This window comes from Geodermatophilus sp. URMC 63 (genome assembly GCF_053502565.1).
On sequence record NZ_CP199956.1, the window covers coordinates 4118680 to 4143222 of the forward strand.

Annotated in this window: 24 protein-coding genes and 3 pseudogenes; 12 read left to right on the forward strand and 15 right to left on the reverse strand. The window is 70.2% G+C overall.

What is annotated here, in order from left to right; genetic code table 11:
- Positions 1 to 71: 71 nt before the first annotated feature.
- The gene (locus ACWIZO_RS20060) at positions 72 to 806 is read right to left on the reverse strand and encodes an SDR family oxidoreductase (RefSeq protein ID WP_448639400.1); all 735 of its coding nucleotides are present in this window, start codon (positions 804 to 806) and stop codon (positions 72 to 74) included.
- A 324-nt stretch (positions 807 to 1130) separates the two neighbouring features.
- On the opposite strand from ACWIZO_RS20060, the gene ACWIZO_RS20065 reads away from it, so the two are divergent.
- On the forward strand, positions 1131 to 1319 hold the full coding sequence (locus ACWIZO_RS20065; RefSeq protein ID WP_448639401.1) for a hypothetical protein: 189 nt from the start codon (positions 1131 to 1133) through the stop codon (positions 1317 to 1319).
- Between the two features lie 227 nt (positions 1320 to 1546).
- Here the strand turns inward: ACWIZO_RS20065 and ACWIZO_RS20070 are convergent, their stop codons facing one another.
- Positions 1547 to 1924: a response regulator gene (locus tag ACWIZO_RS20070; RefSeq protein WP_448639402.1), complete on the reverse strand. Its 378-nt coding sequence runs from the start codon at positions 1922 to 1924 to the stop codon at positions 1547 to 1549.
- A 180-nt stretch (positions 1925 to 2104) separates the two neighbouring features.
- Here ACWIZO_RS20070 and ACWIZO_RS20075 point away from each other — a divergent pair, with 180 nt between their 5' ends.
- The 3 genes from ACWIZO_RS20075 to ACWIZO_RS20085 all read left to right on the forward strand — a co-directional run bounded on the left by ACWIZO_RS20075 (position 2105) and on the right by ACWIZO_RS20085 (position 3366).
- Entirely contained in the window at positions 2105 to 2239 is a 135-nt protein-coding gene (locus ACWIZO_RS20075) for a hypothetical protein (protein ID WP_448639403.1), read from the forward strand.
- A 333-nt stretch (positions 2240 to 2572) separates the two neighbouring features.
- Positions 2573 to 2698 carry a hypothetical protein gene (locus ACWIZO_RS20080; protein WP_448639404.1) on the forward strand — a complete coding sequence of 42 codons (126 nt, stop codon included), beginning with the start codon at positions 2573 to 2575 and terminating at the stop codon, positions 2696 to 2698.
- 209 nt (positions 2699 to 2907) lie between these two features.
- Complete coding sequence (locus ACWIZO_RS20085) at positions 2908 to 3366, forward strand: anthrone oxygenase family protein (RefSeq protein ID WP_448639405.1); 459 nt, start codon at positions 2908 to 2910, stop codon at positions 3364 to 3366.
- A gap of 521 nt (positions 3367 to 3887) precedes the next feature.
- Here the strand turns inward: ACWIZO_RS20085 and ACWIZO_RS20090 are convergent.
- The 3 genes from ACWIZO_RS20090 to ACWIZO_RS20100 all read right to left on the reverse strand — a co-directional run bounded on the left by ACWIZO_RS20090 (position 3888) and on the right by ACWIZO_RS20100 (position 5297).
- Entirely contained in the window at positions 3888 to 4112 is a 225-nt protein-coding gene (locus ACWIZO_RS20090; protein ID WP_448639406.1) for a hypothetical protein, read from the reverse strand.
- A gap of 40 nt (positions 4113 to 4152) precedes the next feature.
- Positions 4153 to 4446, reverse strand: coding sequence for a transposase (locus tag ACWIZO_RS20095; protein ID WP_448639407.1), 294 nt, complete (start codon positions 4444 to 4446; stop codon positions 4153 to 4155).
- Between the two features lie 77 nt (positions 4447 to 4523).
- On the reverse strand, positions 4524 to 5297 hold the full coding sequence (locus ACWIZO_RS20100; protein WP_448639408.1) for an alpha/beta hydrolase family protein: 774 nt from the start codon (positions 5295 to 5297) through the stop codon (positions 4524 to 4526).
- Between the two features lie 373 nt (positions 5298 to 5670).
- Between ACWIZO_RS20100 and ACWIZO_RS20105 the strand changes: the two genes are divergently transcribed.
- The gene (locus ACWIZO_RS20105) at positions 5671 to 5757 is read left to right on the forward strand and encodes a helix-turn-helix domain-containing protein (protein WP_448642978.1); all 87 of its coding nucleotides are present in this window, start codon (positions 5671 to 5673) and stop codon (positions 5755 to 5757) included.
- Between the two features lie 261 nt (positions 5758 to 6018).
- Here the strand turns inward: ACWIZO_RS20105 and ACWIZO_RS20110 are convergent, their stop codons facing one another.
- The 3 genes from ACWIZO_RS20110 to ACWIZO_RS20120 form a co-directional block, all read right to left on the reverse strand.
- Positions 6019 to 7095 carry a hypothetical protein gene (locus ACWIZO_RS20110; RefSeq protein WP_448639409.1) on the reverse strand — a complete coding sequence of 359 codons (1077 nt, stop codon included), beginning with the start codon at positions 7093 to 7095 and terminating at the stop codon, positions 6019 to 6021.
- Positions 7096 to 7104: 9 nt separating this feature from the next.
- Positions 7105 to 7518, reverse strand: a complete 414-nt coding sequence (locus tag ACWIZO_RS20115) for a hypothetical protein (RefSeq protein WP_448639410.1) — start codon at positions 7516 to 7518, stop codon at positions 7105 to 7107.
- Positions 7519 to 7983: 465 nt separating this feature from the next.
- Positions 7984 to 8280, reverse strand: a complete 297-nt coding sequence (locus ACWIZO_RS20120; protein ID WP_448639411.1) for a serine dehydratase beta chain — start codon at positions 8278 to 8280, stop codon at positions 7984 to 7986.
- A 32-nt stretch (positions 8281 to 8312) separates the two neighbouring features.
- On the opposite strand from ACWIZO_RS20120, the pseudogene ACWIZO_RS20125 reads away from it, so the two are divergent.
- Both ACWIZO_RS20125 and ACWIZO_RS20130 read left to right on the forward strand, forming a co-directional pair.
- Positions 8313 to 8411 (forward strand): annotated as a pseudogene (locus tag ACWIZO_RS20125) (SDR family oxidoreductase); the annotation flags it as partial.
- The gene (locus ACWIZO_RS20130) at positions 8408 to 8578 is read left to right on the forward strand and encodes an SDR family oxidoreductase (RefSeq protein WP_448639412.1); all 171 of its coding nucleotides are present in this window, start codon (positions 8408 to 8410) and stop codon (positions 8576 to 8578) included. The pseudogene ACWIZO_RS20125 and the gene ACWIZO_RS20130, both read left to right, overlap by 4 nt.
- Positions 8579 to 8651: 73 nt before the next feature.
- Here ACWIZO_RS20130 and ACWIZO_RS20135 read toward each other — a convergent pair whose 3' ends face one another.
- Complete coding sequence (locus ACWIZO_RS20135) at positions 8652 to 9116, reverse strand: pyridoxamine 5'-phosphate oxidase family protein (RefSeq protein ID WP_448639413.1); 465 nt, start codon at positions 9114 to 9116, stop codon at positions 8652 to 8654.
- A 578-nt stretch (positions 9117 to 9694) separates the two neighbouring features.
- On the opposite strand from ACWIZO_RS20135, the pseudogene ACWIZO_RS20140 reads away from it, so the two are divergent.
- Positions 9695 to 12850: pseudogene (locus ACWIZO_RS20140) on the forward strand (NAD-glutamate dehydrogenase); the annotation flags it as partial.
- Positions 12834 to 14534 carry an NAD-glutamate dehydrogenase domain-containing protein gene (locus tag ACWIZO_RS20145; protein WP_448642979.1) on the forward strand — a complete coding sequence of 567 codons (1701 nt, stop codon included), beginning with the start codon at positions 12834 to 12836 and terminating at the stop codon, positions 14532 to 14534. The pseudogene ACWIZO_RS20140 and the gene ACWIZO_RS20145, both read left to right, overlap by 17 nt.
- A 439-nt stretch (positions 14535 to 14973) precedes the next feature.
- Here the strand turns inward: ACWIZO_RS20145 and ACWIZO_RS20150 are convergent.
- Positions 14974 to 15234 (reverse strand): annotated as a pseudogene (locus ACWIZO_RS20150) (transposase); the annotation flags it as partial.
- 1087 nt (positions 15235 to 16321) lie between these two features.
- Here ACWIZO_RS20150 and ACWIZO_RS20155 point away from each other — a divergent pair.
- Positions 16322 to 18166 carry a matrixin family metalloprotease gene (locus ACWIZO_RS20155; protein WP_448639414.1) on the forward strand — a complete coding sequence of 615 codons (1845 nt, stop codon included), beginning with the start codon at positions 16322 to 16324 and terminating at the stop codon, positions 18164 to 18166.
- Positions 18167 to 18215: 49 nt separating this feature from the next.
- Here ACWIZO_RS20155 and ACWIZO_RS20160 read toward each other — a convergent pair whose 3' ends face one another.
- The 5 genes from ACWIZO_RS20160 to ACWIZO_RS20180 form a co-directional block, all read right to left on the reverse strand.
- Positions 18216 to 19538 carry a glycogen debranching protein gene (locus ACWIZO_RS20160; RefSeq protein ID WP_448639415.1) on the reverse strand — a complete coding sequence of 441 codons (1323 nt, stop codon included), beginning with the start codon at positions 19536 to 19538 and terminating at the stop codon, positions 18216 to 18218.
- Between the two features lie 87 nt (positions 19539 to 19625).
- Positions 19626 to 20348: a hypothetical protein gene (locus tag ACWIZO_RS20165; protein ID WP_448639416.1), complete on the reverse strand. Its 723-nt coding sequence runs from the start codon at positions 20346 to 20348 to the stop codon at positions 19626 to 19628.
- 249 nt (positions 20349 to 20597) lie between these two features.
- Complete coding sequence (locus ACWIZO_RS20170) at positions 20598 to 21521, reverse strand: IS5 family transposase (RefSeq protein ID WP_448639417.1); 924 nt, start codon at positions 21519 to 21521, stop codon at positions 20598 to 20600.
- Between the two features lie 119 nt (positions 21522 to 21640).
- Positions 21641 to 22036 carry a hypothetical protein gene (locus ACWIZO_RS20175; protein WP_448639418.1) on the reverse strand — a complete coding sequence of 132 codons (396 nt, stop codon included), beginning with the start codon at positions 22034 to 22036 and terminating at the stop codon, positions 21641 to 21643.
- A gap of 355 nt (positions 22037 to 22391) precedes the next feature.
- A complete protein-coding gene (locus ACWIZO_RS20180; protein ID WP_448639419.1) occupies positions 22392 to 22625 on the reverse strand; it encodes a hypothetical protein in 234 nt (77 codons plus the stop codon).
- 512 nt (positions 22626 to 23137) lie between these two features.
- Between ACWIZO_RS20180 and ACWIZO_RS20185 the strand changes: the two genes are divergently transcribed.
- Together ACWIZO_RS20185 and ACWIZO_RS20190 are read left to right on the forward strand one after the other, a co-directional pair.
- The gene (locus ACWIZO_RS20185; RefSeq protein WP_448639420.1) at positions 23138 to 23812 is read left to right on the forward strand and encodes a hypothetical protein; all 675 of its coding nucleotides are present in this window, start codon (positions 23138 to 23140) and stop codon (positions 23810 to 23812) included.
- The gene (locus ACWIZO_RS20190) at positions 23799 to 24341 is read left to right on the forward strand and encodes a site-specific integrase (protein ID WP_448639421.1); all 543 of its coding nucleotides are present in this window, start codon (positions 23799 to 23801) and stop codon (positions 24339 to 24341) included. Before ACWIZO_RS20185 ends, ACWIZO_RS20190 begins: the two co-directional genes overlap by 14 nt.
- Positions 24342 to 24543: the final 202 nt, after the last annotated feature.

Here is a 24543-nt window from a genome sequence, read left to right on the forward strand (position 1 = left end):
ACGGTCGTCGGTCCGGTGTCGTTCGCGAGGCGTCATCTCCTGGGACGCCGCCGCCTACGAGCCCGGCTGCCTCAACTCGGCTGACCGCTCAGCCATTCGTCGAAGGTCGGCCCGGCGATGATCGCGTCAGGTCCTGGGAGCAGTGCCCCGTTCTTGATCGAGTCGGGCACCTCCCGGGCGAGCACGGTCAGGTCCTCGTTGCGATGCTTGATGACACGCTGGGCCAGGTCCGCCATGTGCTCGCGCTGGGGCCCCGCCAGCTCGACGAGGGTCTCCTCCCGCTCGCCGGTTGCTAGCGCGACCAGCAGCTTCGCGATCTCGTCCACGGACACGGGTTGGGACAGCAGGTCGTCCACAGTTGTCGTGCTGCCGTCGAGTCCCCAGCGGATGGCCATGCCGGGGAACTGGTGGAACTGGGCAGCGCGGAGGATGTGCAGGCCGGGGGAGTGCGCGCGGTGGGTCTGTTCCTGGGCAACTTTGGCGCGGTAGTACTCGAGCTCGGGCACGCGGTCCACGCCGATGATGGACAGCACCACGGTGCGTGCCACGCCGGCGCGGGTGGCGGCGTCGCCGAGGTTGGCGGCGACGGTCTCGAAGAACGTCACTGCCTGCAGGTCCATGGTCGGGCTGTTGGTCACGTCCACGACCGCGTCCACGCCGGCCAGGAGTTCGTCGAGACCCGCGCTGACCGTGAGGTCGACACCTGCCTCACGGTCGAGCCCGACTGTCGAGTGTCCGGCGGACTCGGCGACGGCGACGACATGAGACCCCACGAGGCCGCGTGAGCCAGCAACTGCGATACGCATGGTGACCTCCGCCTGGTGACTGCCTGGTGCCTCTTATGACCGGGCAGCAAGCCGATCTGTGACGGCCGGACGGCGATCGCAGTCCTTTCCATTGCTGCCCGGGCCGCCTCCGGCTGTTCCGACACCGTCACGATCTCGGGGCTCGTTCCGAAACGGTGGAGTCCGTTGCCGTGAGGGGAGCACCCATCCACACCTGCGCCGCCGGCGTGCGCCCCGTCATGACGAATTGCACTTCTGCGTGAGTCCTTCGTGGTCGCACCTGGCGGGCACACGGAGGCTCGGCACAGCGGCCGTATGCGAGATCCCCAGGAGACCTCGGGGGACATGAGCCATGTGCTGATCACGCGCCAGCATGTCCTGGACCTGCTGCCGATCATGCGACTGAGCCCGGAGCAGGAAGCCCGGTTGCTGGCTCTTCGTTATCCCGTTGAGTTCAACATCGCCGCCGCCGCCTTCGAGTCGGTGGGCGTCGACCTGGACATCCTCATGGACCGGATGGGCGGTAGCCCATGATCTGCGACGCGAGTTCTGGGTCACCGGGTAGGCCACCGATCCGAGGATCGAGGGGTGGGGCGGGGAGGCCTCCGGCGGAGTGCGGTGAGCACCTGCCTCTCGCCGTCGCCAACGCCGCGCCATGAACGAGGCATCGTCGCCGAGGTCGCCGCTTGCTACGGCCTCGAACCACGCTCACCCAGGTCGGGGTCCGGCGGGGACGTCGGGGAAGGGAAGCCGCGGTGGCATCAGTGGCAGTAGGGACAGTCTGTGCCGCCGGTGGCGACGGTGCGCAGGCAGCGGAGCAACGCCTCCAGTCGCGTGCCCTTGGGCACAAGGGCGTGGGCGCCGGCGCCTGCGGCCGCCGATCGTGCCCCGGAGTCGTCTGCAGTCAGCACGATGACCCGAGCAGCGGCATGACTGGCGAGTAGCGCTTCTGTCGCAGTCAGCCCGTCCATCACCGGCATCGACAGGTCCATGAAAACGACGCCGGGCCGCAGTTGGGCGGCGGCTGCCACCACGTGTGATCCATCGTCGCATTGTTCGACGACCGTGAGGTCCGCTTCGTCGGACAGCGCCTCGGCCAGGACACTGCGCAGCGACGGATGGTCGTCGACCAGGAGCACGCGGATTCCGGCCGAGCTGTCACCGCCGCTGCTCCCCAACCGCAGCCTCGCAATGGCCCCAAGCGGTCATCCGCGAAAGGGCCACGTGGCGGACCGAGGGCCCCAGGAAGGTGTCTTCATCGCACTGGGCGCGGACCTGAGAAGGTCTGGATACATCGACGCAGAGTCGAGCTATTCCGCTTGTTGCGCTGGGCGGAGGACCGCGACCCGGACCTCGCGATGGGCTGGCGGCTGCTGGGCGCGACGGGAATGCGTCGGGGCGAGGCGCTGGCGCTGCGCTGGCGCGACGTCGACCTCGACGCCGGCCGGCTTTAGTCAGGCGCAGCGTCGGAGCGGTGAAGAGGAAGGGCGCCGGTCAGCAGCTCCTCGAGGGGCCGACGAAGACCGCCAGGCTCGCGTGGTGGACATCGACTCGGACACGGTTGCCACGCTCCGCGCCTACGGCGCAACTAGTGCCCCTCTCTCGGTCGGTCTGGTGCGCGATTCCGCGGGCTTGACGGCACCCACCGGCACCCGGGGCGCTACTCACGCCGGTTCGTCGACCAACTTGCGCAGGCACGCTGGGCGCTGGGGGAGCAGCAGCTGCCGAGGATCAGGCTGCCCGACCTGCGCCACACTCACTCGACGCTGCTGGCCGCCGGGGAGCCGGTGAAAGTCGACTCCGAGCGCCTCGGACACGCCAGCGCGACCATCACGCTGACCGTCTACCAGCCCGTCCATCCCGGCATGGGGCGGCAAGCAGCCGACCGGTTCGCCCCGCTCCTGGCGGGCTGACCAGCGCCGCGAAGTATCACCGCGGTATCACGAGCCACATCTTGGCTCGGACATGACAACGGCCCGGGTTCTTGACCAGCAGGAATACCGGGGCGTTCGAGTGTCCGAGGGGCGACTCGCTACATACGCACACGGGTTCCGGCGGCCGGAAACGGACACCGCAGGGATCAATCTGTCGCGGACGGGAGAGGGCGTGGATAGTGCTTCGCGTGATTTCGCGCCTACTCGCGCTCCTCGCCACGGCGCTGACTGGGCTCCTGGCAGGTGCGATGATCCTTATCGACGTCGTGCTCCTCCCGTTCTGGCGCGGCGTCCCGCCAGAGCAGTTCCGGACCTGGTTCGCCGCCCACTCCGACCGGATCCGGACCCGGATGATTCCTCTCGGGGCAGGCGCAGCCGCCCTGAACGCTGCGTCGGCCGTCGTGCAGACGGCGAAGGACCCCGGCGCCGGCGCGGCGTTCGTGGGGGCGGCTGCGGCAGCGGGCGTCGTCGCGATCACCATCACCGTCAACGAGCCGATGAATCATCAGTTTACGGTGGGCCACTTGGCGGACGCCGAGACTGCGCACCTGCTCGACCGATGGGCACGGTGGCATCGCGTCCGCGTGGCGCTCGGTGTTCTCGCGACTCTCGGGGTGGCGTTGGCTCTGGTGGACAGGAAGTCCTGAGCCGGTCAGAGGCCCCGACGGCGGGACTGGCCACGCAGCGCGGGCACCGTCGTGTGGTCGCTGGCAGTGTGGGCGGCATGGCCACTTCCTCACGCGTCGTCGTGGTGACCGGTGCGAACGGGTTGGTGGGCGTGCCGGGCGCTCGTCGAGCTGTCGGCACAGGTGCGCGCCGTTGTCCGCCGCGCCGACAGCGCGCCTGCGCTGGACCGCGTCACCGAGGACGTCGGCGAGTTCGCCGACGAGGGCTACGCCCGGGACGTGACCCAGGGTGCTGACGCGGTCGTCACGACGGTCCACCCGATGGGCTCGTCGCGGGACGTCCAGCACCGGGTGGGCGTTGAGGACGCCGGTACTCGCCCGGGACGCAGGCGTCTCCCGACTCGTACACGTGTCCACGGCCGGGGTCCACGACCGCTCGGCCGGCGTCGGGGACGTGGCCGAGGACGGTGCCCTCCTGCCCGAGGGCAGCGGCGATTACCCCGACACCAAGAACGCCACTGACGTTGCGCTAGCTGTGCTGATCACGACCGTTGTTGACGTAGGAGCGACCTCCGGGTCATCGGCTGCCCGTTCGCGACGGCCTCGTCGACCAGCAGCCGGTAGCCGAACTCCGGGTCGTCGCGGTGGGTGTCGAACAACGCGTTGGCCTGGTAGGCCATCACCAGCTCGCTGGTGGTGACCGGGGTGGCCAGCCACCGGTAGTAGGGCTGGCGGGCGATGTTCAGAACCCGGCACGTCACCGTCACGGGGACCCGTCGACGGCCAGCTCGCGGACGAGCGGGTAGATCATTTTCCCGGCAGGTTCGCCTGCGACAGGTAGGCCGCCGCCCGGCGCAGGACTTCGTTCTCCTGCTCGAGCAGTCGGATTCGCTTGCGGGCCTCCCGCAGATCCGCGTTCTCCGCCGCCGTGGTTCCGGGCTTGACCCCGTCCTCCACATCGGCGGCCTTCATCCAGTTCGTCAGGCACGACTCGCTGATCCCGAAGTCGGCCGCGATCTGCTTCAGGTGCTCGCCCGGCTCGCGGTTGCGGGCGACCTTCACCACGTCGTCGCGGAACTCCTTGGGGTAGGGCTTGGGCACGGTGAACATCCTTCCAGCGGCACCTCTCGGCACCACAGATCAGATGTCACCGGTCGGTGCAGCAGTCCCCTCGCTGGTCAGTCGGTCGTGTAGGGGTCCACCCAGGCGCTCACGATTCGCGCCGCTCGTTTGGCTTGGTTCTTCCCTGTCAGGAGATGGTCTGCGCCTTCCAGGGAGACGAAGCTCCGCGGGTGGCGAGCTGCCTGGAAGATCTTGCTCGCATTGGCGATTCCGACGGTGTTGTCGGTCGGCGAGTGCATGACCAGCAGTGGTCGTCGCAGGTTGTGGATCCGCTCGTGGAGGTCAGTGGCACGCACATCCTCGATGAAGTGCCGACGGAGGGTCAGTGCCCTCCCACCGACGAGGAACGGCGCCTCTCCGTCGCTCATGATGCGATCGATGAGGGCGTCGTAGTTGTGTTCGACGTGGCTGGGCTCGTAGGGCGCGCCGATGCTGGCGACGGCACGAATGCCGTCGACCAGGTGTGCCGCGGCTATGACGGCTGCGCCGCCGAACGAGTGACCTACCAACAGCCGTATCGGTCGCTCGGTCGACTGCATGAACCGGACCGCTTGGGCGGTGTCCTCGACCTTGTTGGAGAACGAGCCGTCGCCCCAGTCGCCTTCGGAGTCGCCCAGACCGAGGTTGTCGAACCTCAGCATGCCGATACCCTCGCTGGCCAGTTGCTTGCAGATGCGACTCGCCGCCGGGGAGTCCTTGCCGAGGGTGAAGCCGTGAGAGAAGACGCCCCACCCGCGCAACGGAACGTCCGGCAGGTCGACGAGCCCGGCGAGAAGCGGCCCGCTTGAGCTTTGAAGACGACGGTCTCGGCCACGTCTTTCACCTTTCATCAGATGCGCGCGCCCCGGGCTGTGCTGGAGACGCGAGCGTGGGAGTATTGCTTGCCACGGGGCCGCAGCGGGGTCCCTTGCCGTGGGGACCGCCGTCGGTGGCGAGGGCCGCGGCTGGGGCGCCGAGGGAAGCACGCCGTCAGGTGTGGCCCACGACCTCGCCGACGGTCGGCCCACCGACGCCGAGGGTCCCGGAGGCCGAGACCCCGGGCCCGGCGGTGCGTCTGCCACTCCGCAGTCCGGGCAAGCTCTACCTCTGCGCGATCAAGGACCTGCATTCCGGGCGGATCGTCGGCGACTCGATGGACGCCCGGATGACCGTCGCACTGGCCGTGACCGCGCTGCGCAACGCCATAGCCTTCTGGCGTGGAGCCTGTACCGGCAGGGCGAGTACAGCACCGCCGAAGTCGCAGACCTTTTCGGCGTCGCCCGCTCCACCGTCTACCGCGCCTTGGAATGAGATCAGGTCCTAGGCGTGGCCCGTCGGCGAGTAACGCAGGTGAAGTCAAAATTGCGACAGTGACCGGTCGCCGGCCACAGGGGTGTTCCGCGAGCTAACGCCGTGCGGCCAGAATTCGCGCTGGTCGGTGGCCCGCAGGGAGCCGAAGGGTTCACCGCAAGCGGATCCGTCAGGCGGCCCTCCGTCTTCCGGGTCGCCTGGACCGTCGCCGACTCGACGGGTGAGCTGGTGCCGGGACTGACAGCGAGGTGAGGGAGAGCCTCAGGGGCGCCGCACGGAGGTGAGGCTCATCGAGTGATCGCGGTCGACCGGGCCAGTGACCGACCGAGGGTGAGAAGGAGCACGCCCCAGGAGGGCCCCGGTCAGCAGCGAGGCGATGTCGTAGACGACTTCCGACCGGGTCAGCGCCGACACCGTTCTGATCACCAGACCCAGGGCGACCGCCAGGGGGAGGCGCTGTAGCCGGCGGCCCAGGTGCAGCGCGAGACCCGCCAGGCCTGCCGCCAGCGTGAGGAAGGCTGCATGACCGAGGTGGTCGGCGAGGTCGGTGATCGCCTCGGAGGTGCGCCCGACCGCGATGATGTCCGCCGGGGGTTCGGCGGTGAAGCCGGTGTCCCGCCACAGGCCCGGGGAGTGGCCTGTGACCATGTGCCGCAGGATGAGGCCGTCGAGAGCCGGGTCGTCCCCGGTGGGGACGCCGAGGCTGCGGGCCGCGCCTTCCTGACGCGTGGGCAGACGGACGTCGCGGGCGACGTTGGCCGGGACGACGTCGTCGCGGCGCATCTCATTCCACAGCCAGCGGCAGGCCTGGACCATGGCCTCCTGGGCACCGCGGCCGTCGTGGTCGTGCAGCACCCGGCCGGCGGCTTCTCGCTTGGCGTTGCGGACGACGGTGCGCTGCATGGCGCGCCGTCGCGCCCACCACGCCGCGTCGGCGATGTGGTGGCGGGTGATGACGCGCACGGAGTCGTCGCCGTGGGCGCGCATCCGTTCCCCGCAGTCGACATCCGCATCGGGGGAGCAGCCCTCGGCGTGGGTTCCGGCGGTGCAGCGGCAGGTTCCCGCCGAGCAGGTCAGGCACACGCATGGACAGAAGTGGGGCAGCCCGGTGGCCAGGCGACGCAGGTACAGCGCCCAGGTGCCGTAGGTGCCCTTGGGGTCCCGGCGCAGAACCGGAAGCCGCAGGTCCAGTTGCTCGCGCAGCGAAGTTCCGTCCGCAGCAGCGAGCACGCTGGCCAGGTCCACGCCGCTGCTCCGGGCCTCGGCGACCATCTCGGCCATCCGGGCGGCGAAGTCGTCCCCGTCGCCGGGCTGGCCGGCGATGGTCTGGTCGGTCATGTCGCTTCCTCAGTTCGCGTCGTCGGCGGGCGCCACGGTCGACATGGACGGTGTGGCGCCGGGGGAGAGGTGCATTCGCCCGCCGGGCAGAGCGAGTCGCGGCACGGGCTGCTGCTCCGCGCCGGGCGGTGTGCTCCGCCGAGGGCTGCGGTGGCTGTCGAACAGCTCGTCGAGCTGCGGCGCCAGGCGGCTGGCTGGCATCAGCTCCAGCCCGCCACGCTCGGTGTCGGTGCGGGCGACGATGGTGGCGTTGTCGGCCAGGTCGAGCTGCGTGCGCAGCGCTGGGCCGAGCAGAGGCCGGCGGCGGGCGTCGACACGCAGCGGCGCGGTGTCGTAGCCGGGCCGGGGGGTCGCGGAGCCGCCGGGAAGGAAGACGACCAGCACAGCGCCGTCACGTTCGGCCGGCAGCTGCGCGTCGAGCACCGGGCACAGGGACAGCGGAAGCCGGCCCTTGGCGTCCAGCTTGGTGAAGGTCAGCTCCGTGCGTGCCGGCGCCGGGTCGGCCGCGCGGGCGTGCAGCGGGTGAAGTCGGCGGCGCCCGGCGGCCGTTGATCCGCTCCCGAAGCAGGTCGCTGTTCAGCCACAGCTCGGTGAGCTCCGCCCCGGACGGTGCGCCGCCGCCGAACGCCCAGCCGCCGGCCGGGGCCGGGCCGACTGCCGAGGTAGCGACTGCGGGCACGGTGGCCAAATGGAGCGAGGAGCTGGGCGTGCGGGCGGACGGGCCGCCGCGGCGCCGGGCGTGCGGCGGGGCCGGTGGTGCTGTTCGGGGCATGGCCGCAGCCGTGCCGGGCGTTTCGCCAGCGGGGCTCGGACTCGGCCGATTTGGGTGGAGTTCACCCGAAGGAGGGTGGGACGCATCCCACTTCGAGGTGTCCGAGGGGCGACACGCTACATACGCACACGGCTGCACCCGGTCCGTGGTGACCTCGGAGCGAGTGGATGTGCCATCCCCAGGGTCGAACGCGACGCGGTGCTTCCCGGCGAGCAGCAGCGTCCGCTGCCGTCGGACAGACGCCACCCGCCGACCGGAGGCGCCCTGCCGGCCGTGGCCCGGTCCTCGCCCTCCAAGCCCAGCACGCCGCACTTGTCCGTTCCGTGGTCAGCAGCTGTGGCCCCGAGGGAGCCGAACAGCTCCGACCGCACGCGGGTGACCCAGGGCGCGCGTCCTCTTCGTCGGCTCGGCATCCGGGCTCGCGGGGAGTCCGCGCTTCGCAGCCTACGGAACCGCTAAAGCAGCACTTCATTACCTCACACGCACTCTCGCGATCGATTGGGGCGCACACGGCGTTGGCGTCAACGCCTCGTCCCCGGCATGATCGCGACGAGCAAGACCGTGAAGTACAGGGCCGACGAGGAGGCACAGACTCGACGGACGTCACGCTGGCCGATCCCTCGGATGACGACGCCCGACGAGATTGCCGCGGGAGCGGTGTATCTCTCCTCGCCGGGTGCGGGATACACCACAGGATCGCTTCTCGTGTGAGACGGCGGGCGGAGCGAGGTCGTTCCCCAACCGTAGCCTGCGTCGAAAGATCGGCTCTTCCTGGGCCGCGACGTCATTCCATCGAGGCGCGCTTCGCCCCTGACAGCGGCGTCTGCCATACGCCGGGATCGGCGACCCGGAAGCGCCTACCGCTCGTCGTCGTCGGAACGATCCGGATGAATCGCCCCTTGTCTCCCGCCTGCCACGGATAGAGCGGTAGACCGAGGGTGTCGATCAGATCCGGACCCCCGCGGATCTCCTCGGCATTTCCCCTGATCACGACGCTCCAGGCCTCCGCGGTCCCGGCGTCATAGCCGTCGGCTTCCAGGGCCACCTGAGCGTCGGACAAGGCGGCGGACACCTTGCTGCCTGCCCCGGAGCGGAACACCAACGTTCCGTGATCAACTGCATAGTTGAGCGGGAAGATGTCGGGATGGTCGTCCACCCACACGGCCAGCCGGCCGACAGTGGTGGTGCGGAGCAACGCCCAGCACGCGCTTTCCGACAATTCGTCCACGGTCCGTTCCTCGTCAGCCATCGTCCTCAGTCCGTTCTGTCGCTGCCAGGGAAGTCTTCTCGCGTCGGCTTCGGGATGGAATGCCATCTCTCCAAGGGCTCGGCATGCCTACCGGCGCGGTCGACGGTCGGGGAGCGTGGCCGGCTGCGGAGCAGACGAGGTAGGACCTTCAGGCCCATCCGGGGCATGGCCCCGGACCTGGTGAGCACGCCGAAAAGGAATCGCGGGGACTGGCTGCGATGGCGTCACTGTGGCCGATCGGTGGTCCGCCGGCCACCGTCGAACGTCCCTGAATGGGCGGTCCGCCGGACTCATGTCGCCCACCGTCATCGACTGCAGAGAACCGGCGCAGAGTTCCCCGAAATCTCGATGCGGTTGCGGGTACGACGATGGGATCACCGAGACGGAAAGGGCCCGAGGCCCCGAACGGTGCTGACCGCATCGCTGCTCTCGGAAGGCCGCTCCACGGGCGCTGACGGACGCCGGTATGGGCTTCGCTGTGCTCGGGAGCCGCGCACGGATGCGGAGGCTGGTGGCTACCGACCTTGGCGCGTGACACCGAAAGGAGCACCCTGGGCGGCGCCGAAGGGGGGGTCGCCATGCCCACCATCCCGTCCCGCGACCGGATCGAGATCATCGACGAGATCCGGAGGTACGCGCGGGAGCGGTTGACAGCAGAGCAGCAGCGGCTGTTCGAGACGTTCGTCGGGCAGTACTACCGGCACGTCGCCCGCGAGGATCTCGGGGCCCGGCACGTGCACGACCTGTACGGCACCGCGATGTCGCACCTGACGCTCGGCCTCGACCGCCCGCCGGGGGAACCCGCGGTGCACGTGTACTCCCCGGATTTCGAGGAGCACGGCTTCGGCTCGCCGCACACGGTCGTCGACATCGTGACCGACGACATACCGTTCGTCGTCGACTCGGTCACGACGGAGGTCATCCGGCACGGACTGGGACTGCACCTGACGGTGCACCCGGTCGTTCCGGTCCGCCGCGACGGGGGGACGCTCGTCGACATCCTCGACCGGCACGATCCGGCGTCGGGGACGGCGGCCGAGTCCTTCGTCCACCTCGAGGTCGACCGGCAGACCGGCGCCGGGGTGGTGGACGAGCTGACCCGCGACGTCCACCGCGTCCTGGGCGACGTGCGTGCCGCGGTTGAGGACTGGTCGGCGATGCGGGAGCAGGCGCTCGTCGTCGCCGAGACCGTGGACACCGGGGCGTCGACCTTCGGCGAGGAGGACCGGAAGGAGGCCGCTGCCCTGTTGCGGTGGCTCGCCGACGACCACTTCACGTTCCTCGGCTACCGCGAATACGAGCTCGGCACACAGGACGGCGAGGACACGCTGTCCGCCGTCCCGGGGACGGGGCTGGGGCTGCTGCGCGACGGCCGAGGCCGACCCGTCTCCCACAGCTTCGCGAAGCTGCCCCCGGAGGTGCGGCAGAAGGCCCGCGAGCCGGGGCTGCTCAACCTCACCAAGGCGAACTCGCGGTCGACCGTCCACAAGCCCAAGTACCTCGACTACGTCGGCGTCAAGGTGCTGAGTCCCGAGGGCGACGCCGTCGGCGAACGGCGGTTCCTGGGGCTCATGGCGAGCGCCGCATACCGGCAGTCGCCGCGCGACATCCCGGTCCTGCGCCGCAAGGTGCAGTCGGTGCTCGACCGGGCCGGCTTCCCTCCGGACAGCTTCGACGGGCGAATGCTGCTGAACATCCTCGAGAGCTACCCCCGCGAAGAGCTGTTCCAGATCGAGGCCGGCGAGCTGTACGAGGCGGCCACGGCCATCCTCGACATCCAGGACCGTCAGCGGCTGCGCCTCCTCGTGCGGCGCGACCCGTTCGGCCGGTTCATGTCGTGTCTGGTGTACCTCCCCCGCGACCGCCTCACCACGGCCCTGCGCACTCGCATCGAAGGCATCCTGCGGGCGGCCTTCGAGGGTGTGAGCACGCAGTACGCCACCCAGGTCAGCGAATCAGTGCTCGCCCGGCTGCACATCACCGTTCAGACCGAACCGGGCGCGGTTCCGGAGTACGACGTGGCCGGGATCGAGGCCCGGCTGGTGGCGGCGATGCGCTCGTGGTCCGACGACCTGTACGACGCCTTGGTGGACCAGCTCGGCGAGGAGCGCGGGGTCCAGCTGCACGGCCGCTACGCCGACGCGTTCCCCGCGGCCTATCAGCACGACACCTCCGCAGCCGCTGCGGTCGTCGACATCGGGCGGATGGAGGGGCTCGGCGCCGGCGACGACCTCGCGATGCACCTGTACCGGCCGTTGGAGGCCGCGCCGGGCACGCTGCGCTTCAAGCTGTTCCGCCACGGCCAGTCCGTCACCCTGTCCGACGTCCTGCCACTCCTGGAGAACATGGGCGTCCACGTCGTCGATGAACGCCCCTACGAGGTGCGCCCGGCGGGCGCCGCTCCGGTCTGGATCTACGATTTCGGGCTGCGCCACGACCAGCTGCCCGACCTCGACGCCGAGGGGATGCGTGAGCGCTTCGAGAGTGCTTTCGCGATGGTCTGGCGCGGCGACCTGGAGAACGACGGGCTCAACCGGCTGGTGCTCCGCGCCGGGCTGGGCGGGCGGGAAGTGGCCGTCGTCCGGGCCTACGCGAAGTACCTGAGACAGGTCGGCGCGACCTTCGCCCTGGACTACACGGTGGCCACCCTCGCCAACAATCCGTCACTGGCCCGCAGGCTCTTCGAGCTCTTCCAGGTGCGGCTGGATCCCGACGCCGCCGCGGACCGCGACCTGGTCGCCAAGCACATGGTCCACGACTTCGAGGGCGGCCTCGACGCCGTCACCAGTCTCAACGAGGACCGGGTCCTGCGCACCCTGCTCCGCATCGTGGAGGCGACGCTTCGGACGAACTACTTCCAGCTCGGGCCGGATGGCGCCGCCAAGCCGTGGCTCGCGATCAAGCTCTCTCCGGCGCAGATCCCCGACCTTCCGCTCCCGCGGCCGATGTTCGAGGTCTTCGTCTACTCGCCCCGTGTCGAGGGCGTGCACCTGCGCGGTGGCCCGGTGGCCCGCGGCGGCCTGCGTTGGTCCGACCGGCCGGAGGACTTCCGGACGGAGGTGCTCGGACTGATGAAGGCGCAGACGGTGAAGAACGCCGTCATCGTGCCGGTCGGCGCCAAGGGCGGGTTCGTCGTCAAGAACCCGCCCCGGGACCGCGACGGCCTGCAGGCCGAGGTCGTCGCCTGCTATTCGACCTTCATCCGCGGCCTGCTCGACGTGACGGACAACCTCGTGGCCGGCGAGGTGGTCCCGCCCCGGCGCGTCGTGCGCTACGACGAGGACGACGCGTACCTGGTCGTGGCGGCCGACAAGGGCACTGCCACCTTCTCCGACATCGCCAACGGCATCTCCCAGGAGTACGGGTTCTGGCTGGGCGACGCCTTCGCGTCGGGCGGCTCGGCCGGTTACGACCACAAGGCGATGGGCATCACGGCGCGCGGTGCCTGGATCTCCGTCCAACGCCACTTCCTCGATCTCGGCGTCGACGTGCAGAACGACGACGTCACGGTCGCGGGGATCGGGGACATGTCGGGAGACGTCTTCGGCAACGGCATGCTGCTGTCGCGGCACATCCGGCTGGTGGCGGCCTTCGACCACCGGCACGTCTTCCTCGACCCCGACCCCGATGCGGCGACCAGCTTCGAGGAACGCTCCCGGCTGTTGCGGCTGCCTGGTTCCAGCTGGGCGGACTACGACGCCTCGCTGATCTCGGCGGGTGGCGGGGTCCACCCGCGGACGGCCAAGACGGTCCCGCTGTCACCCGAGGTCAGGGCCCGGCTGGACGTCAGCGAGGAGGAGCTGCACGCCGGACGAGCTCATCCGCGCCATCCTCAGGGCGCCGGTCGACCTGCTGTGGAACGGCGGTGTCGGCACCTACGTCAAGGCCTCGGCGGAGACCCATGCCGACGTGGGGGACAAGCGCAACGACCAGCTGCGCGTCGACGCCGGACGGCTGCGCTGCCGGGTCGTCGGGGAGGGCGGCAACCTCGGCCTCACCCAGCGCGCCCGGGTCGAGTTCGCGCTGCGCGGCGGGCGGATCAACACCGACGCGATCGACAACTCCGCCGGCGTGGACTGCTCCGACCACGAGGTCAACATCAAGATCCTGCTCGATCGCGTGGTCGCCGACGGCGACCTCACGGGCAAGCAACGGGATGCCCTCCTGGCGGAGATGACCGACGAGGTGGCCGCGCTCGTGCTCGCCGACAACGCCGCGCAGACCCGCGCGCTGTACAACGCGCGAGCGCAGGCGCACCTCCTCCGGGACGTGCACGGGCGATACCTGAATCTGCTCGAGCGTTCCGGGCGGCTCAACCGGGCACTGGAGTTCCTGCCGACGGACGACGAACTGGCCGAGCGCCCAGCCGGGACCGGGCTGGTCATGCCCGAGTTCGCGGTCCTGATGGCCTACTCCAAGATCTGGATCTACGACGAGCTGCTCGCCTCCGAGCTGCCCGACGACGCGTTCTTGTCCGCGGAGCTGGTCAACTACTTCCCGACCGCCCTCCGGCAGCGGTACGCCGACCGGCTGCCGGACCACCCGCTCCGCCGCGAGATCGTCGCGACGGCCGTGACGAACGCGATGGTCAACCGCGCCGGCAGCACCCTCGCGTTCCGACTCTCGGAGGAGATCGGCCTCCCCGTCCCGCACATCGCCCGCGCGCACATCGCCAGCTGGGAGATCTTCGGGCTGGCGGAGCTGCAGGCCGAGATCGAGTCGCTGCCCGGGGTGTCGACGGAGGCGCGGATCCGGCTCTTCCTCGAGGTGCGGACGCTGGCTGAGCGCGCCACCCGCTGGCTGCTCCGGAACCGCCGCCAGCCACTGGACGTCCCCACTGTGGTCGAGCACTTCCGGCCGGGCATTCCGGTGCTGGTCGACGAGATCCTGCGCCAGGCCGCCGCAGCGGAGGGACCGGAGAACGAATTCCGCGACGCTGTCGCACGCTCCATCGGGGACGGGGTCCCCGAGGGGCTGGCCGAGCGGGTGGCCGCCCTGCCGGCGCTCTTCTCCGCGCTGGACGTCATCGACGTGGCCGCCGTGACCGGTCGCGAGCTGCAGGAGGTGGCCAGGGTCTACTTCGCCCTCGTTCAGCACCTGAAGCTCGACTGGCTCCGTCAGAGCATCCTGCGACTGCCCCGGGACGACCGATGGCAGGCCCTGGCACGGGCCGCGCTCCGCGACGACCTCTACGCCGTCCGGGCCTCGCTCACCGCCGAGGTGTTGCAGGTAGGTGGCCCATCGCAGGACACCGACGAGCTGATCCAGCGGGGATTCGCCCACAATCAATCGGCGGTCGGGCGGTGCCTCGGTCTCCTCAACGACATCGCCACCGCCGATCGCGCCGACCTGGCAACGCTCTCCGTGGCGCTGCGCGAGGTTCGCGGATTGGTGTCGAACCGGGCCCCCGGTGCCTGAGCGCTGAAGTGTCCTCGCCGACGGGGATCTCGGCGATCGCGCCGTAGGCGCTGCGTCCTGTCCGCGCCAGAGGGGATCAGGATGCCGAGGTGATTCGGCGGGAGAGGCCAGGCCGGCCTGCTGCAGGGATCGAGCTGTGCGGTGAACCGCATGGCCAAGGCTGCGGTCCTGGATGCCCACGGACGACTTGACCGCACCGAGTCCCTAGAGAGCAGAACCCCCAGCGGCCGCAAGGGCCGGGGGGCAACTCGGTGTCCGAGGGGCGACACGCTACACACGCACACGCTTCCTGCCGGTCGGCCGGTGGTCCTGAATAGCCCGTCGACGACGAGTGAGGCGGGGACCGCTGGAGAGCAGCGACGGGTCCGCCCGGAGAGGCCATCTACGGGAGATCATCAGCTGCGGGGCGCCGGAGCGCACCCGCGAGACCAACGCTCCATCACAGACACCCGGCTCGCCGGCCGCGTCGCCGGTGCCGGTTCGTCGGTAGGTGTCGGGGGCAGATGAGGGTGACGGCGAGACGGGCCAGGGCGGTGATCGTCGTGGCGGTGCGGTCGTAGCGCAGCGCGAGGCGTTCATAGGACAGCAGCCAGCCGAGGGTGCGCTCGATCACCCAGCGGTGCCGGCCGAGCCGGGTGCTGGAGTCGCGCCCGATCCGGGCGATGCGGGCGGTGATGCTGCGGCGGCGCAGGTAGCGCTCGAGCACATCGCGATCGGAGACCCGAGGTCGGCCGGTGCGGCGGTGCACCGCCGGCGGCTGCGGCGGGATCAGCGGCTCGAACAGCGCCCACAACTCGTCGCTGATCAGCCGGGGCGGCGGGGAAGACGCCGACAAGGACATACGCCGCAGGCTGCGGCGGACCGTCAGGACGAGGCAGAGCCCGACGACCTGCTTCCGCAACGTTCTTCAAGCACTCGACATGACCGTTGATCCCGAATAGTGCTTCGCGCAGCTCAACACCAATATGGCCCTTGGGCTGGTCTTGTACGCCGCAACAAGCGCCAGTAAACGCATGAAGATGAATTCGTAGGGTTATTGGTTCGAGTCCAACCGGGGGCGCAAGAAAGGCCCCTGACCAGCACGATCGTCGGTCAGGGGCCTTCGTCGTCCTGACACTCGAGGTCAGGTGCACACCTGCGACCTCGTGCATGGTCAGCCGCGGGTCGTCGTCGACCCGACCTGTTCAGCGGCAGTTCGATCACGCGGCGCTGCCGGCCGGCAAAGCTTCCCGGCGAGCGGTGGAGCCGTCCAGGTCGTGGGGCTCATTCCTGACTGGAGACCAGTTCGGTGACCGCTGACAACATCGTCTCGAAGAGGTCGCCTGGCCGAGGGGGCGTGACGGGGACCGCCGGTCTACACGTGGCTGATGCCGTGCTCGACGCGGATCCGCTTCGACGCGTGACCCTGGGTTCGGCCTCGTGCGCAGCGGCAACGACGGGTAGGACCGGGATCTGGTTCTTCGGCCGGGCCGGCCGCCGAGTGATGACCGCGTCGGCGGTCTGGGTGCTCAGGCCCTGGCAGCTGGCGTCGACCAGGGGACAAGGGTCGCGGCTTTCGGCTGCTGGATCCGCATTGTCGGAGCGCTCCCCGGTCGGTGTGGGCAGCGCCCGGGGCGGCCCTACCGGTGACGGACCGGTGACGCCTCCTGGCGACCCTGAGACTCGCCACCCCGCCGAACTCCCCGAGGACGACATCGATGACCGACACCCCACGTACGACGTCCCGCCCCGAGTCCCTGCCCCCGACTCCCAGGTCCGAGCGGACGGCCCCCACCACCGCATCGGTGATGCCCCCGCCGTCCGGGGGCGAGTCGATGACCCCGGTCGCCCGATTCGTCCCACCCGCGGCGACCGCCGCCCTCGGCGACCGCGGGGAACAGGTCGCGCGGACGTACGAGTACCTGCACCGGTTCGGCTACTTCCCCAACCAGAGCTTGGCCCGCAGGTACCCGACGTGGCGTCCTGCGATGGCCTTCGCGCCGGAGGACACCGAGGTCTTCGACGAGACGTTGCAGACGGCGGTGCGGCTCTTCCAACAGGTCAACGGGCTGCCGGCCACCGGCGAGGTCGACGACGTGACCGTCGAGCTGATGAACAGGCGGCGGTGCGGCTTCCCCGACGTCGTCCAGCCCGACGGCTCGGCGGAGTTCGTCGCCCAGGGCAACCGCTGGGCCGGCCCGACCGTCACGTACTCGTTCACCAACACCACCCCCGACCTCACGGTCGCGGAGGTGCGGACCGCCCTGACCGGCGCGTTCGACCGGTGGTCGGCGGTGACGCCGCTCAACTTCGTCGAGAACCCGGCCGGCGGTGACATGCGCATCGGGTTCTTCACCGGCGACCACGGCGACGGCGCGACCAATGCCTTCGACGGCCCGGGGACCATCTTGGCGCACTGCTTCTACCCGCCGCCCAATGGTGGGGACCTCGCCGGCGACTGCCACTTCGACGAGGCCGAGAACTGGTCGGTCAACACCCCGCCCAGCGGCATCGACCTGCCGACCGTCGCCCTCCACGAGCTGGGGCACGGGCTGGGGCTCAATCACTCCTCGGTGACCTCGGCGGTGATGTTCGCCTTCTACGGCGGACCGCGGCGGGAGCTGACCACTGACGACATCGACGGCATCCGCTCGATCTACGGCGCCCGGTTCCGCTGGCACTCCCTGTCAGGGACGATCTTCGACCCGGCGGTGGGATCCAACGCCGACGGCCGGATGGAGGTCTTCGTCCGAGGCACGGACAACGCGCTGTGGCACATCTGGCAGACCGCCCCCAACAACGGCTGGAGCACCTGGCAGTCCCTCGGCGGCGGCATTCAGGGAGCGCCCACCGTCGGCCGCAACGCCGACGGCCGGATGGAGGTCTTCGCCCGAGGCAACGACGGCGCGCTGTGGCACATCTGGCAGACCGCCCCGAACAGCGGCTGGAGCGGCTGGCAGTCCCTCGGGGGATCGATCGTCAACCCGGTGGTCACCAGCAACGCCGACGGCCGGATGGAGGTCTTCGCGCAGGGCGGCGACGGCGCGCTCTGGCACATCTGGCAGACCGCCCCGAACAGCGGCTGGAGCAGCTGGCAGTCCCTCGGCGGCCGGCTGACCAGCCCGGTGTCGATCGTGCGCAACGCCGACGGCCGGCTGGAGGTCTTCTCCCGCGGTGCCGACGGTGCGCTCTGGCACATCTGGCAGACCGCCCCCAACAACGGCTGGAGCAGCTGGCAGTCCCTCGGCGGCGGCATCGTCGGACCGCCCTCGGCCAGCCGCAACGCCGACGGGCGGTTGGAGGTGTTCGTCAAGGGCACCGACAACGCGCTGTGGCACATCTGGCAGACCAAGCCGAACAACGGGTGGAGCGGCTGGGCGTCCCTGGGCGGCGGGATTGACCTGCCGTCGGTGCACAGCAACAAGGACGGCCGGCTGGAGGTCTTCGTCCGGGGTCTGGACAACGCGCTGTGGCACATCTGGCAGACCGCGCCGAACAACGGCTGGAGCGGCTGGGCCACGCTCGGTGGCGGGCTCGTCGGCGGCCCGGTGCCCTGGCGGAACGCCGACGGGCGGTTGGAGGTCTTCGTCAAGGGCCTCGACAACGCGCTCTGGCACACCTGGCAGAGCACGCCCAACGGCGGCTGGAACTGACGTGAGGGGCGACGCCCCGGCCGGTCCTCCGGCCGGGGCGTCGCCCTGTTCAGCTCACCGGGCGGCGCAGGAGCACCAGTCGGCGGTCGCCGAGCCGGAGGGTCGGGCCAGCCGGACCCGTCGCCTCCCCCCGCGGTGACCCGGTGTCCAGCCCCACCGACCACGTGCCCGGGGGTAGGACGAAGTCCACCGGGCCGGTGCCGGCGTTGACGGCGATGAGCAGGTCGTCGTCGCGGATCCGCTCCCCGCGGGGTCCGGGCTCGCTGATCCCGTCGCCGGCGAGGAACACCAGGAGGGCGCGTGCCCACGGGGTGTCCCAGTCCGGGCCGGTCATCGGGGTGCCGTCCGGCCGGAACCAGGCCAGGTCGGCGTCGTCGCTATCGAGGACCGGCCGGCCCTGGAAGAACCGGCGGCGGCGGAGTGCGGGGTGCGCGCGGCGCAGGGCGACGAGGCGGCGGGTGAAGGAGAGCAGGTCGGTGTCGGCGGCGTCCCAGTCGAACCAGGAGACCTCGCTGTCCTGGCAGTAGGCGTTGTTGTTACCGCCCTGGGTGCGGCCGATCTCGTCCCCGCCGAGCAGCATCGGCACGCCCTGGGAGAGCAGCAGGGTGGCCAGCAGGTTGCGCACCTGGCGGGCGCGCAGCGCCAGGACGCCGGGGTCGTCGGTCGGGCCCTCGACGCCGTGGTTGTCCGACCGGTTGTCGTCGGTGCCGTCGTCCGCGCCGTTCGCCTCGTTGTGCTTGCGCTCGTAGCTCACCAGGTCGCGGAGGGTGAAGCCGTCGTGCGCGGTGACGTAGTTGACCGACGCGGTCGGGCGCCGTCGTCCGGCCTCGTACAGGTCGGAGGAGCCGGAGAGACGCCTGGCGACGTCGCCGAGCCCGGCGGTCCGCCCGCGCCACAGGTCCCGGACCGTGTTTCGGTAGCGGTCGTTCCACTCGCTCCACAGGTCGGGGAAGGCGCCCACCTGGTAGCCCTGGGTGTCCCACGGCTCAGCGATCAGCTTGACCTGGCCGATTACCGGGTCCTGCTGCACGAGGTCGAAGAAGACCGCCGCAGGGGTCGGGTCCTGGCCGGCCTCGCGGGCCAGCGTGGTCGCCAGGTCGAAGCGGAAGCCGTCGACGTGCATCTCCAGCACCCAGTAGCGCAGCGAGTCCATGATCAGCTGCAGGGGCGCCGAGTGGGTGACGTTGAGCGAGTTCCCGGTGCCGGTGGTGTCGAAGTAGTACCGCTCGTCACCCTGCACGAGCCGGTAGTAGGCCCGGTTGTCGAGGCCCTTGAGCGACAGCGTGGGGCCGTCGTGGTTGCCCTCGGCGGTGTGGTTGTAGACGACGTCGAGGACCACCTCGAGGCCGGCCCGGTGCAGCGCGGAGACCATCTGCTTGAACTCGGTGACCTGGGCACCGGTGTCGCCGCCGGCGGCGTACTCCCCGTGCGGGGAGAAGAAGCCGAGGGTGTTGTAACCCTAGTACTGACGCAACCCGCGGTCGAGCAGGAAGCCGTCGTGCACGAACTGGTGCACCGGCAGCAGCTCGACCGCGGTCACCCCCAGCGAGTTCAGGTGCTCGAGGGCCGCCGGGTGGGCGAGCCCGGCGTAGGTGCCGCACAGCTCCTCGGGCACCAGCGGGTGGCACTGGGTGAAGCCCTTGACGTGGACCTCGTAGACGACGGTGTCCGCGTACGGAGTCCGCGGCGCGGTGTCGTCCGCCCAGTCGAACGCTGGGTCGACGTCGAGGCCGCGGGGCACGTAGGGAGCGCTGTCCTCGTCGCTGGGGACGTCGGGCTGGCCCGGCCGGCTGCCGTTGAGCGCCGGGTGCCAGTGCACCTGGCCGGCGATCGCCTTGGCGTAGGGGTCGACAAGCAGCTTTGCCGGGTTGCAGCGCCTTCCTCGGGCCGGGTCGAAGTCCCCGGTGACGCGGTAGCCGTAGCGCTGGCCCGGGCCGACGCCGGGGAGGTAGGCGTGCCAGATGTCGGCGTCGACCTCGGTGAGAGGTACCTGCGTCTCGGCGCGGGCGTCGTCGAACAGGCACAGGTGCACCTGGTCGGCGACCTCGCTGAACACGGCGAAGTTGGTGCCGTCGCGGTCGGGTGTAGCACCCAGCGGCCGGGCCGCTCCCGGCCAGCGACGGGTCACCTCGGCCGACGGCGTGATCGGCTCCTGCTGGTCCCTGTTCTCGAGGACGTCCACATCCCCTCCGCATCACCACGAATTCATGACCGCCGAGCGGTCACTGTGGCAGCGGCTCCGTCACCGGCCCGTCACGAGAGCGGCCGAGAGGTCAACCATCGGTCGTACGGCTCACGGCGCAGCGCATACTGGATGAGAATCCAGGAGAACGCCTCGACCGGGTTCGATCATGAGCCCGGCGTCGGGATGGATTGCAGCCTGGTCCGCGAGTGACGGTCGGGACCTCCACCGTCGGAGGCAGCGCACCCGCTAGGCCCTGTTTGAAAGGTCGCGCAGCCAGATGTCGATGTCGCTGATCTGGACGGTGGCCTCGTAGCGGACGGCGAGCTTGTCGTAGCGGGTAGCGAAGCCGCGGTGCTGTTTGTGCAGGTTGATCCCGCATTCGACGGCATGCCGCTGCCGGTAGCGGGCCGGGTCGAACGTCGGCGGTCGACCGCCGGCGGAGCCCTTCTTGCGCCGGTTGGCCTGCTGGTCGGCCTTGACCGGGATGGTCGCCGGGATGCCGCGGCGGCGCAGATAGGCGCGGTTGGCCCGGCTGGAGTAGGCCTTGTCGGCCAGCACCCGATCCGGTCGGGTGCGCGGGCGACCCGGACCGGTGCGGTGTGGCACCCCGATCCGCTCGAGCACGGTGGTGAACTGCGGGCTGTCGGCCGCCTGCCCGGGGGTGAGCGCGGTGGCCAGCGTCTTGCGGCCGGCCTCGACGGCCAGGTGCACCTTCGTCGACAAGCCACCGCGGGAGCGGCCCAGCGCGTGATCGGGCGGCTCCCCGGCCGGCGGAGTGCGCTGGGCTTCGGGATGACGGCGGGCGCCGGCGGCGTGCTGATGCGCCCGGTTGACCGTGGAGTCCACCGACACCACCCACTCGATTCCTCCGGCCTCCTCGCCCAGCGCCGGTAGTCCGGTGAGGATCGCGGTCCACCGGCCGGCCAGCTGCCAGGCGCGGAACAGTCCGTAGATGCTCTGCCAGGTGCCGTAGCGCTCGGGCACGTCCCGCCACGGGCAACCGGTCCGGGTGCGGAAGCGGATGCCGTCGACGAGCTGGCGCAGGGTCCATTTCCGGGGTCTGCCGGGCTTCCTGCCGACCGGGAGCAGCGACTCCAGCAGCGAGGCGAGGATCGCCCACTGCTCGTCGGTCAGGTCATGGCGGGCACCGGCGGGTAGGGTGCCGTCCACGAGGTCTCCGTGGTGAGGGTCTTCTTGGTCGTTGATCCCTCTACCGGAGACCTCGCCTTTTCTCCGGCACCGACACGCCGCCCCCGGCCCCCGAGCAACTTCTCAAACAGGGCCTAGTACTACGATGCCCGGAATTTGACCGAGTCGAATATCGTGTCAGCGATCTGACAGGTTTCTTCGTCGAGGCACGATACTGTCACGGACAGCGCATCCTTGCCATCCTGGAGCTGGAGAACTCTGACGATCGACCATGGGTCACCATCAGCACGGTACGACGCCTCTGTGCCAGTCCGACCGTCGACTTCTCGATCACGGATGACGTGGCCCTGCTCTTTCTCGAAGCCGCCGATCCTGCCATGAGGACCGTACTCGTACACGACCTCGTATCCGCGGCCATCAATTATCCCTGCGATCGAGTCGATGGGCTGCACATTCCGGTCATGCGCGTCTGCCGGCACGTTGACAACCGCAACGTCTCCGATGTCGACTACACGCCAGCTCGTCGGTTGGGCCACGTCGCCGCCCTCTTCGCTTCCGGGGCCATCGCAAGCGGCAGTACTGAGGACCAGGGCGACAGCACCAATTGACAGGATCCCTGGACCGGCTCCCCTGTTCCGTCGCGTGTCAACCACCCGGAATCGCCTCCTCATCACTCGGGAAGGGCGAAACAGGAGCACTCCCGGCCCGATGTATTGATGGGCCAATTGTGGAGTATCTTACCACAGATGGGCGCCTCAACGATGAGATTGCAGGGTGCGTGACATCAGGTCCACGAACGAAGACCGTGCAGCTCGGCTTCCGCCCGATGACGGACGCGGTCGGGCGAGTTGCCGGATGCCAGCCCGGCTGCGGCGCCGAGGGCTGGATGGCTCAGATGAGCCCCAGCGTGAGCAGTGCTGCGCCGCCCAGTGCGCCGACGCTCGCCACAGCGCGGCCGGTGCCGATCCGCTTGCCGTCGAGGGGCCTGACCGGGGTGAGCACGGACGCGGCCATGATGACCGTCGTCACCGCCAGCAGCCGCGTCAGCGGCACGTCGAGCAGTGCCGCTTCGAGCAGCAGGGGCAGGCCGAGGAGTGCCAGCGCAACAGAGGCCGTCCAGTACACGCGCGCGTCGTCCCGGGACGAGCTCACCGCCGGGAGAGGCGCCCAGGGCAGCCCCGCCGCCCCCGTGGCGACCCCAACAGCAGGCCCGGTCCCAGGCGGCCTGTGTGGCCGTCTGGGACCGGGCCGACGTGCGACGACCGACCGCGCCCGTACCGCCAGGCAGGCGACGAGCAGAACGCCGACGCCATGGCCCAGCACCTCCGTCGTGCGGCCGGCGAGGTGACGATCTTCAGCGAGCACGAAGGTCCCGGTGGTGGTCGTGGCGAATGCCCGACAGGGGTGGCTCAATCGTTGGAGCAGCGGCAACCGGCCGAGCCAGCCGGTCACCGGCTCGACGACCTTGCCCAGGGCCTGCCGCACATCACCCGAGTTGGTCTTGCGGGCCGGCCTCAGCGCGAGCGTGCAGGCTGCCAGGAGCCCCGTCGCCGCGGCCAGCGCCTGGCTCGGTACCTGGGCGAGACTCCAGTGGCAGCACGGCGGGCCTGGCCTCCGACTGGTGGAGGGATGGGTTCATGGCCACGACGAAGCGCCGGCAGGCCGACGAGGGCGGGATCAGTGAGTACCAGACGAAGGCCGGCCCCCGGTTCCTCATCAGGTACCCGGTGCTGCGGGAGGACGGGACCAAGCGCGTGGTCCTCAAGCGGGGCTTCACGACCAGACGCGAAGCAGCCGTCGCGCTGCGCGCGGAGCTCCGGAGGACGGAGACGGGCGAGTGGGTCGAGCCGTCGAAGCAGCGCCTCGACGCCCATCTGGCTGAGTGGCTTGAGGGCCAGCGGTTGGCGCCCGCGACGCTGGCCAGCTACTGGAAGAACGTGCGTCTGCACATCGCGCCCCGTCTGGGTGCCACCCCCATGGACCGCCTGACCAGAACGGCGGTCGACGCCTGGATGCGCACGCTGGAGGCCTCGGGCAGGGCGGACGGCCAGGGCGGACTGTCACCCCGCACGGTCCGTTACGTGTACACCATCCTCCGGTCAGCACTCGACGACGCGGTCAAGCACGGCCGGCTCGCCGTCAACCCGACCGACCGCTCGACCCCGCCGAGTCCGTCGCAGGCCCGGTCGCCGGAGATGCACGCTTGGACCGCACCCGAGCTTCGCCCGGTTCCTGCGGTGGGCCGAGGAGCACGACTCCGACATCGTCATGACCTGGCGGCTGCTCGCCTACACTGGGATGCGCCGCGGTGAGGCGCTGGCCCTGCGCTGGCGGGACGTCGGCCTGGACCTCGGCCGCCTGGCGGCTCGCCGCAGTGTCGGCGTGGTGAAGGCCAAGGGCGGCGGCGAGCGCCTCGTCGGGGGGCTGACCAAGACCGGCCGGTCCCGGGTCGTCGACCCCGATGCCGGCACCGTGGCCGCGCTGCGCGCCTACCGCACGGTTCCCGGTGCGCTGACGCTCGACCTCGCCCGGGACTCGGCGCTCGTCCTCAGCAACCTCGACGGCACCCATCGGCACCCGGAGCGATTCTCGCGCCGCTTCTCCGGCCAGGTCGCCCAGGCCCGCAAGGCGCTGGGGGAGGAGCAGTTGCCGGTGATCCGACTGCACGACCTGCGGCACACCCACGCCACCCTGCTGCTTGCCGACGGCGTGCCGGTGACGGTCGTCTCGGAGCGCCTGGGCCACGCAAGCGCCACTATCACGCTCACCGTCTACCAGCACGTGCACCCCGGCATGGGCCGCGAGGCCGCCGACCGCTTCGCCGCGCTGCTCGAGGGCTGATCCGGCGCACGAAGTATCACGCGGGTATCACGAGGGCCTCGAGGGCCACTTCATGCGAACGCCCTGGGCCCCTGACCTGCAGGGACACCGGGGCGGGAGAGTGTCCGAGGGGCGACACGTCACATACGCACACGACTCGACGGCTGGCGATGAGCCGTCAGCTGGTGTCCGAGGGGGAGTCCGTACCCTCGCACACGGCTAC

Excerpts from the sequence above, each read along its gene's own strand:
- ACWIZO_RS20120 (WP_448639411.1), bottom strand. The coding sequence starts at position 8,280 with ATGCCGAGCCGACGAAGAGGACGCGCGCCCTGGGTCACCCGCGTGCGG.
- ACWIZO_RS20065 (WP_448639401.1), top strand. The coding sequence starts at position 1,131 with ATGAGCCATGTGCTGATCACGCGCCAGCATGTCCTGGACCTGCTGCCG.
- ACWIZO_RS20185 (WP_448639420.1), top strand. The coding sequence starts at position 23,138 with ATGGCCACGACGAAGCGCCGGCAGGCCGACGAGGGCGGGATCAGTGAG.
- ACWIZO_RS20110 (WP_448639409.1), bottom strand. The coding sequence starts at position 7,095 with ATGACCGACCAGACCATCGCCGGCCAGCCCGGCGACGGGGACGACTTC.
- ACWIZO_RS20100 (WP_448639408.1), bottom strand. The coding sequence starts at position 5,297 with ATGAAAGGTGAAAGACGTGGCCGAGACCGTCGTCTTCAAAGCTCAAGC.
- ACWIZO_RS20135 (WP_448639413.1), bottom strand. The coding sequence starts at position 9,116 with ATGGCTGACGAGGAACGGACCGTGGACGAATTGTCGGAAAGCGCGTGC.
- ACWIZO_RS20130 (WP_448639412.1), top strand. The coding sequence starts at position 8,408 with ATGATCGCGACGAGCAAGACCGTGAAGTACAGGGCCGACGAGGAGGCA.
- ACWIZO_RS20060 (WP_448639400.1), bottom strand. The coding sequence starts at position 806 with ATGCGTATCGCAGTTGCTGGCTCACGCGGCCTCGTGGGGTCTCATGTC.
- ACWIZO_RS20190 (WP_448639421.1), top strand. The coding sequence starts at position 23,799 with ATGCGCCGCGGTGAGGCGCTGGCCCTGCGCTGGCGGGACGTCGGCCTG.
- ACWIZO_RS20160 (WP_448639415.1), bottom strand. The coding sequence starts at position 19,538 with ATGGTCTCCGCGCTGCACCGGGCCGGCCTCGAGGTGGTCCTCGACGTC.
- ACWIZO_RS20155 (WP_448639414.1), top strand. The coding sequence starts at position 16,322 with ATGCCCCCGCCGTCCGGGGGCGAGTCGATGACCCCGGTCGCCCGATTC.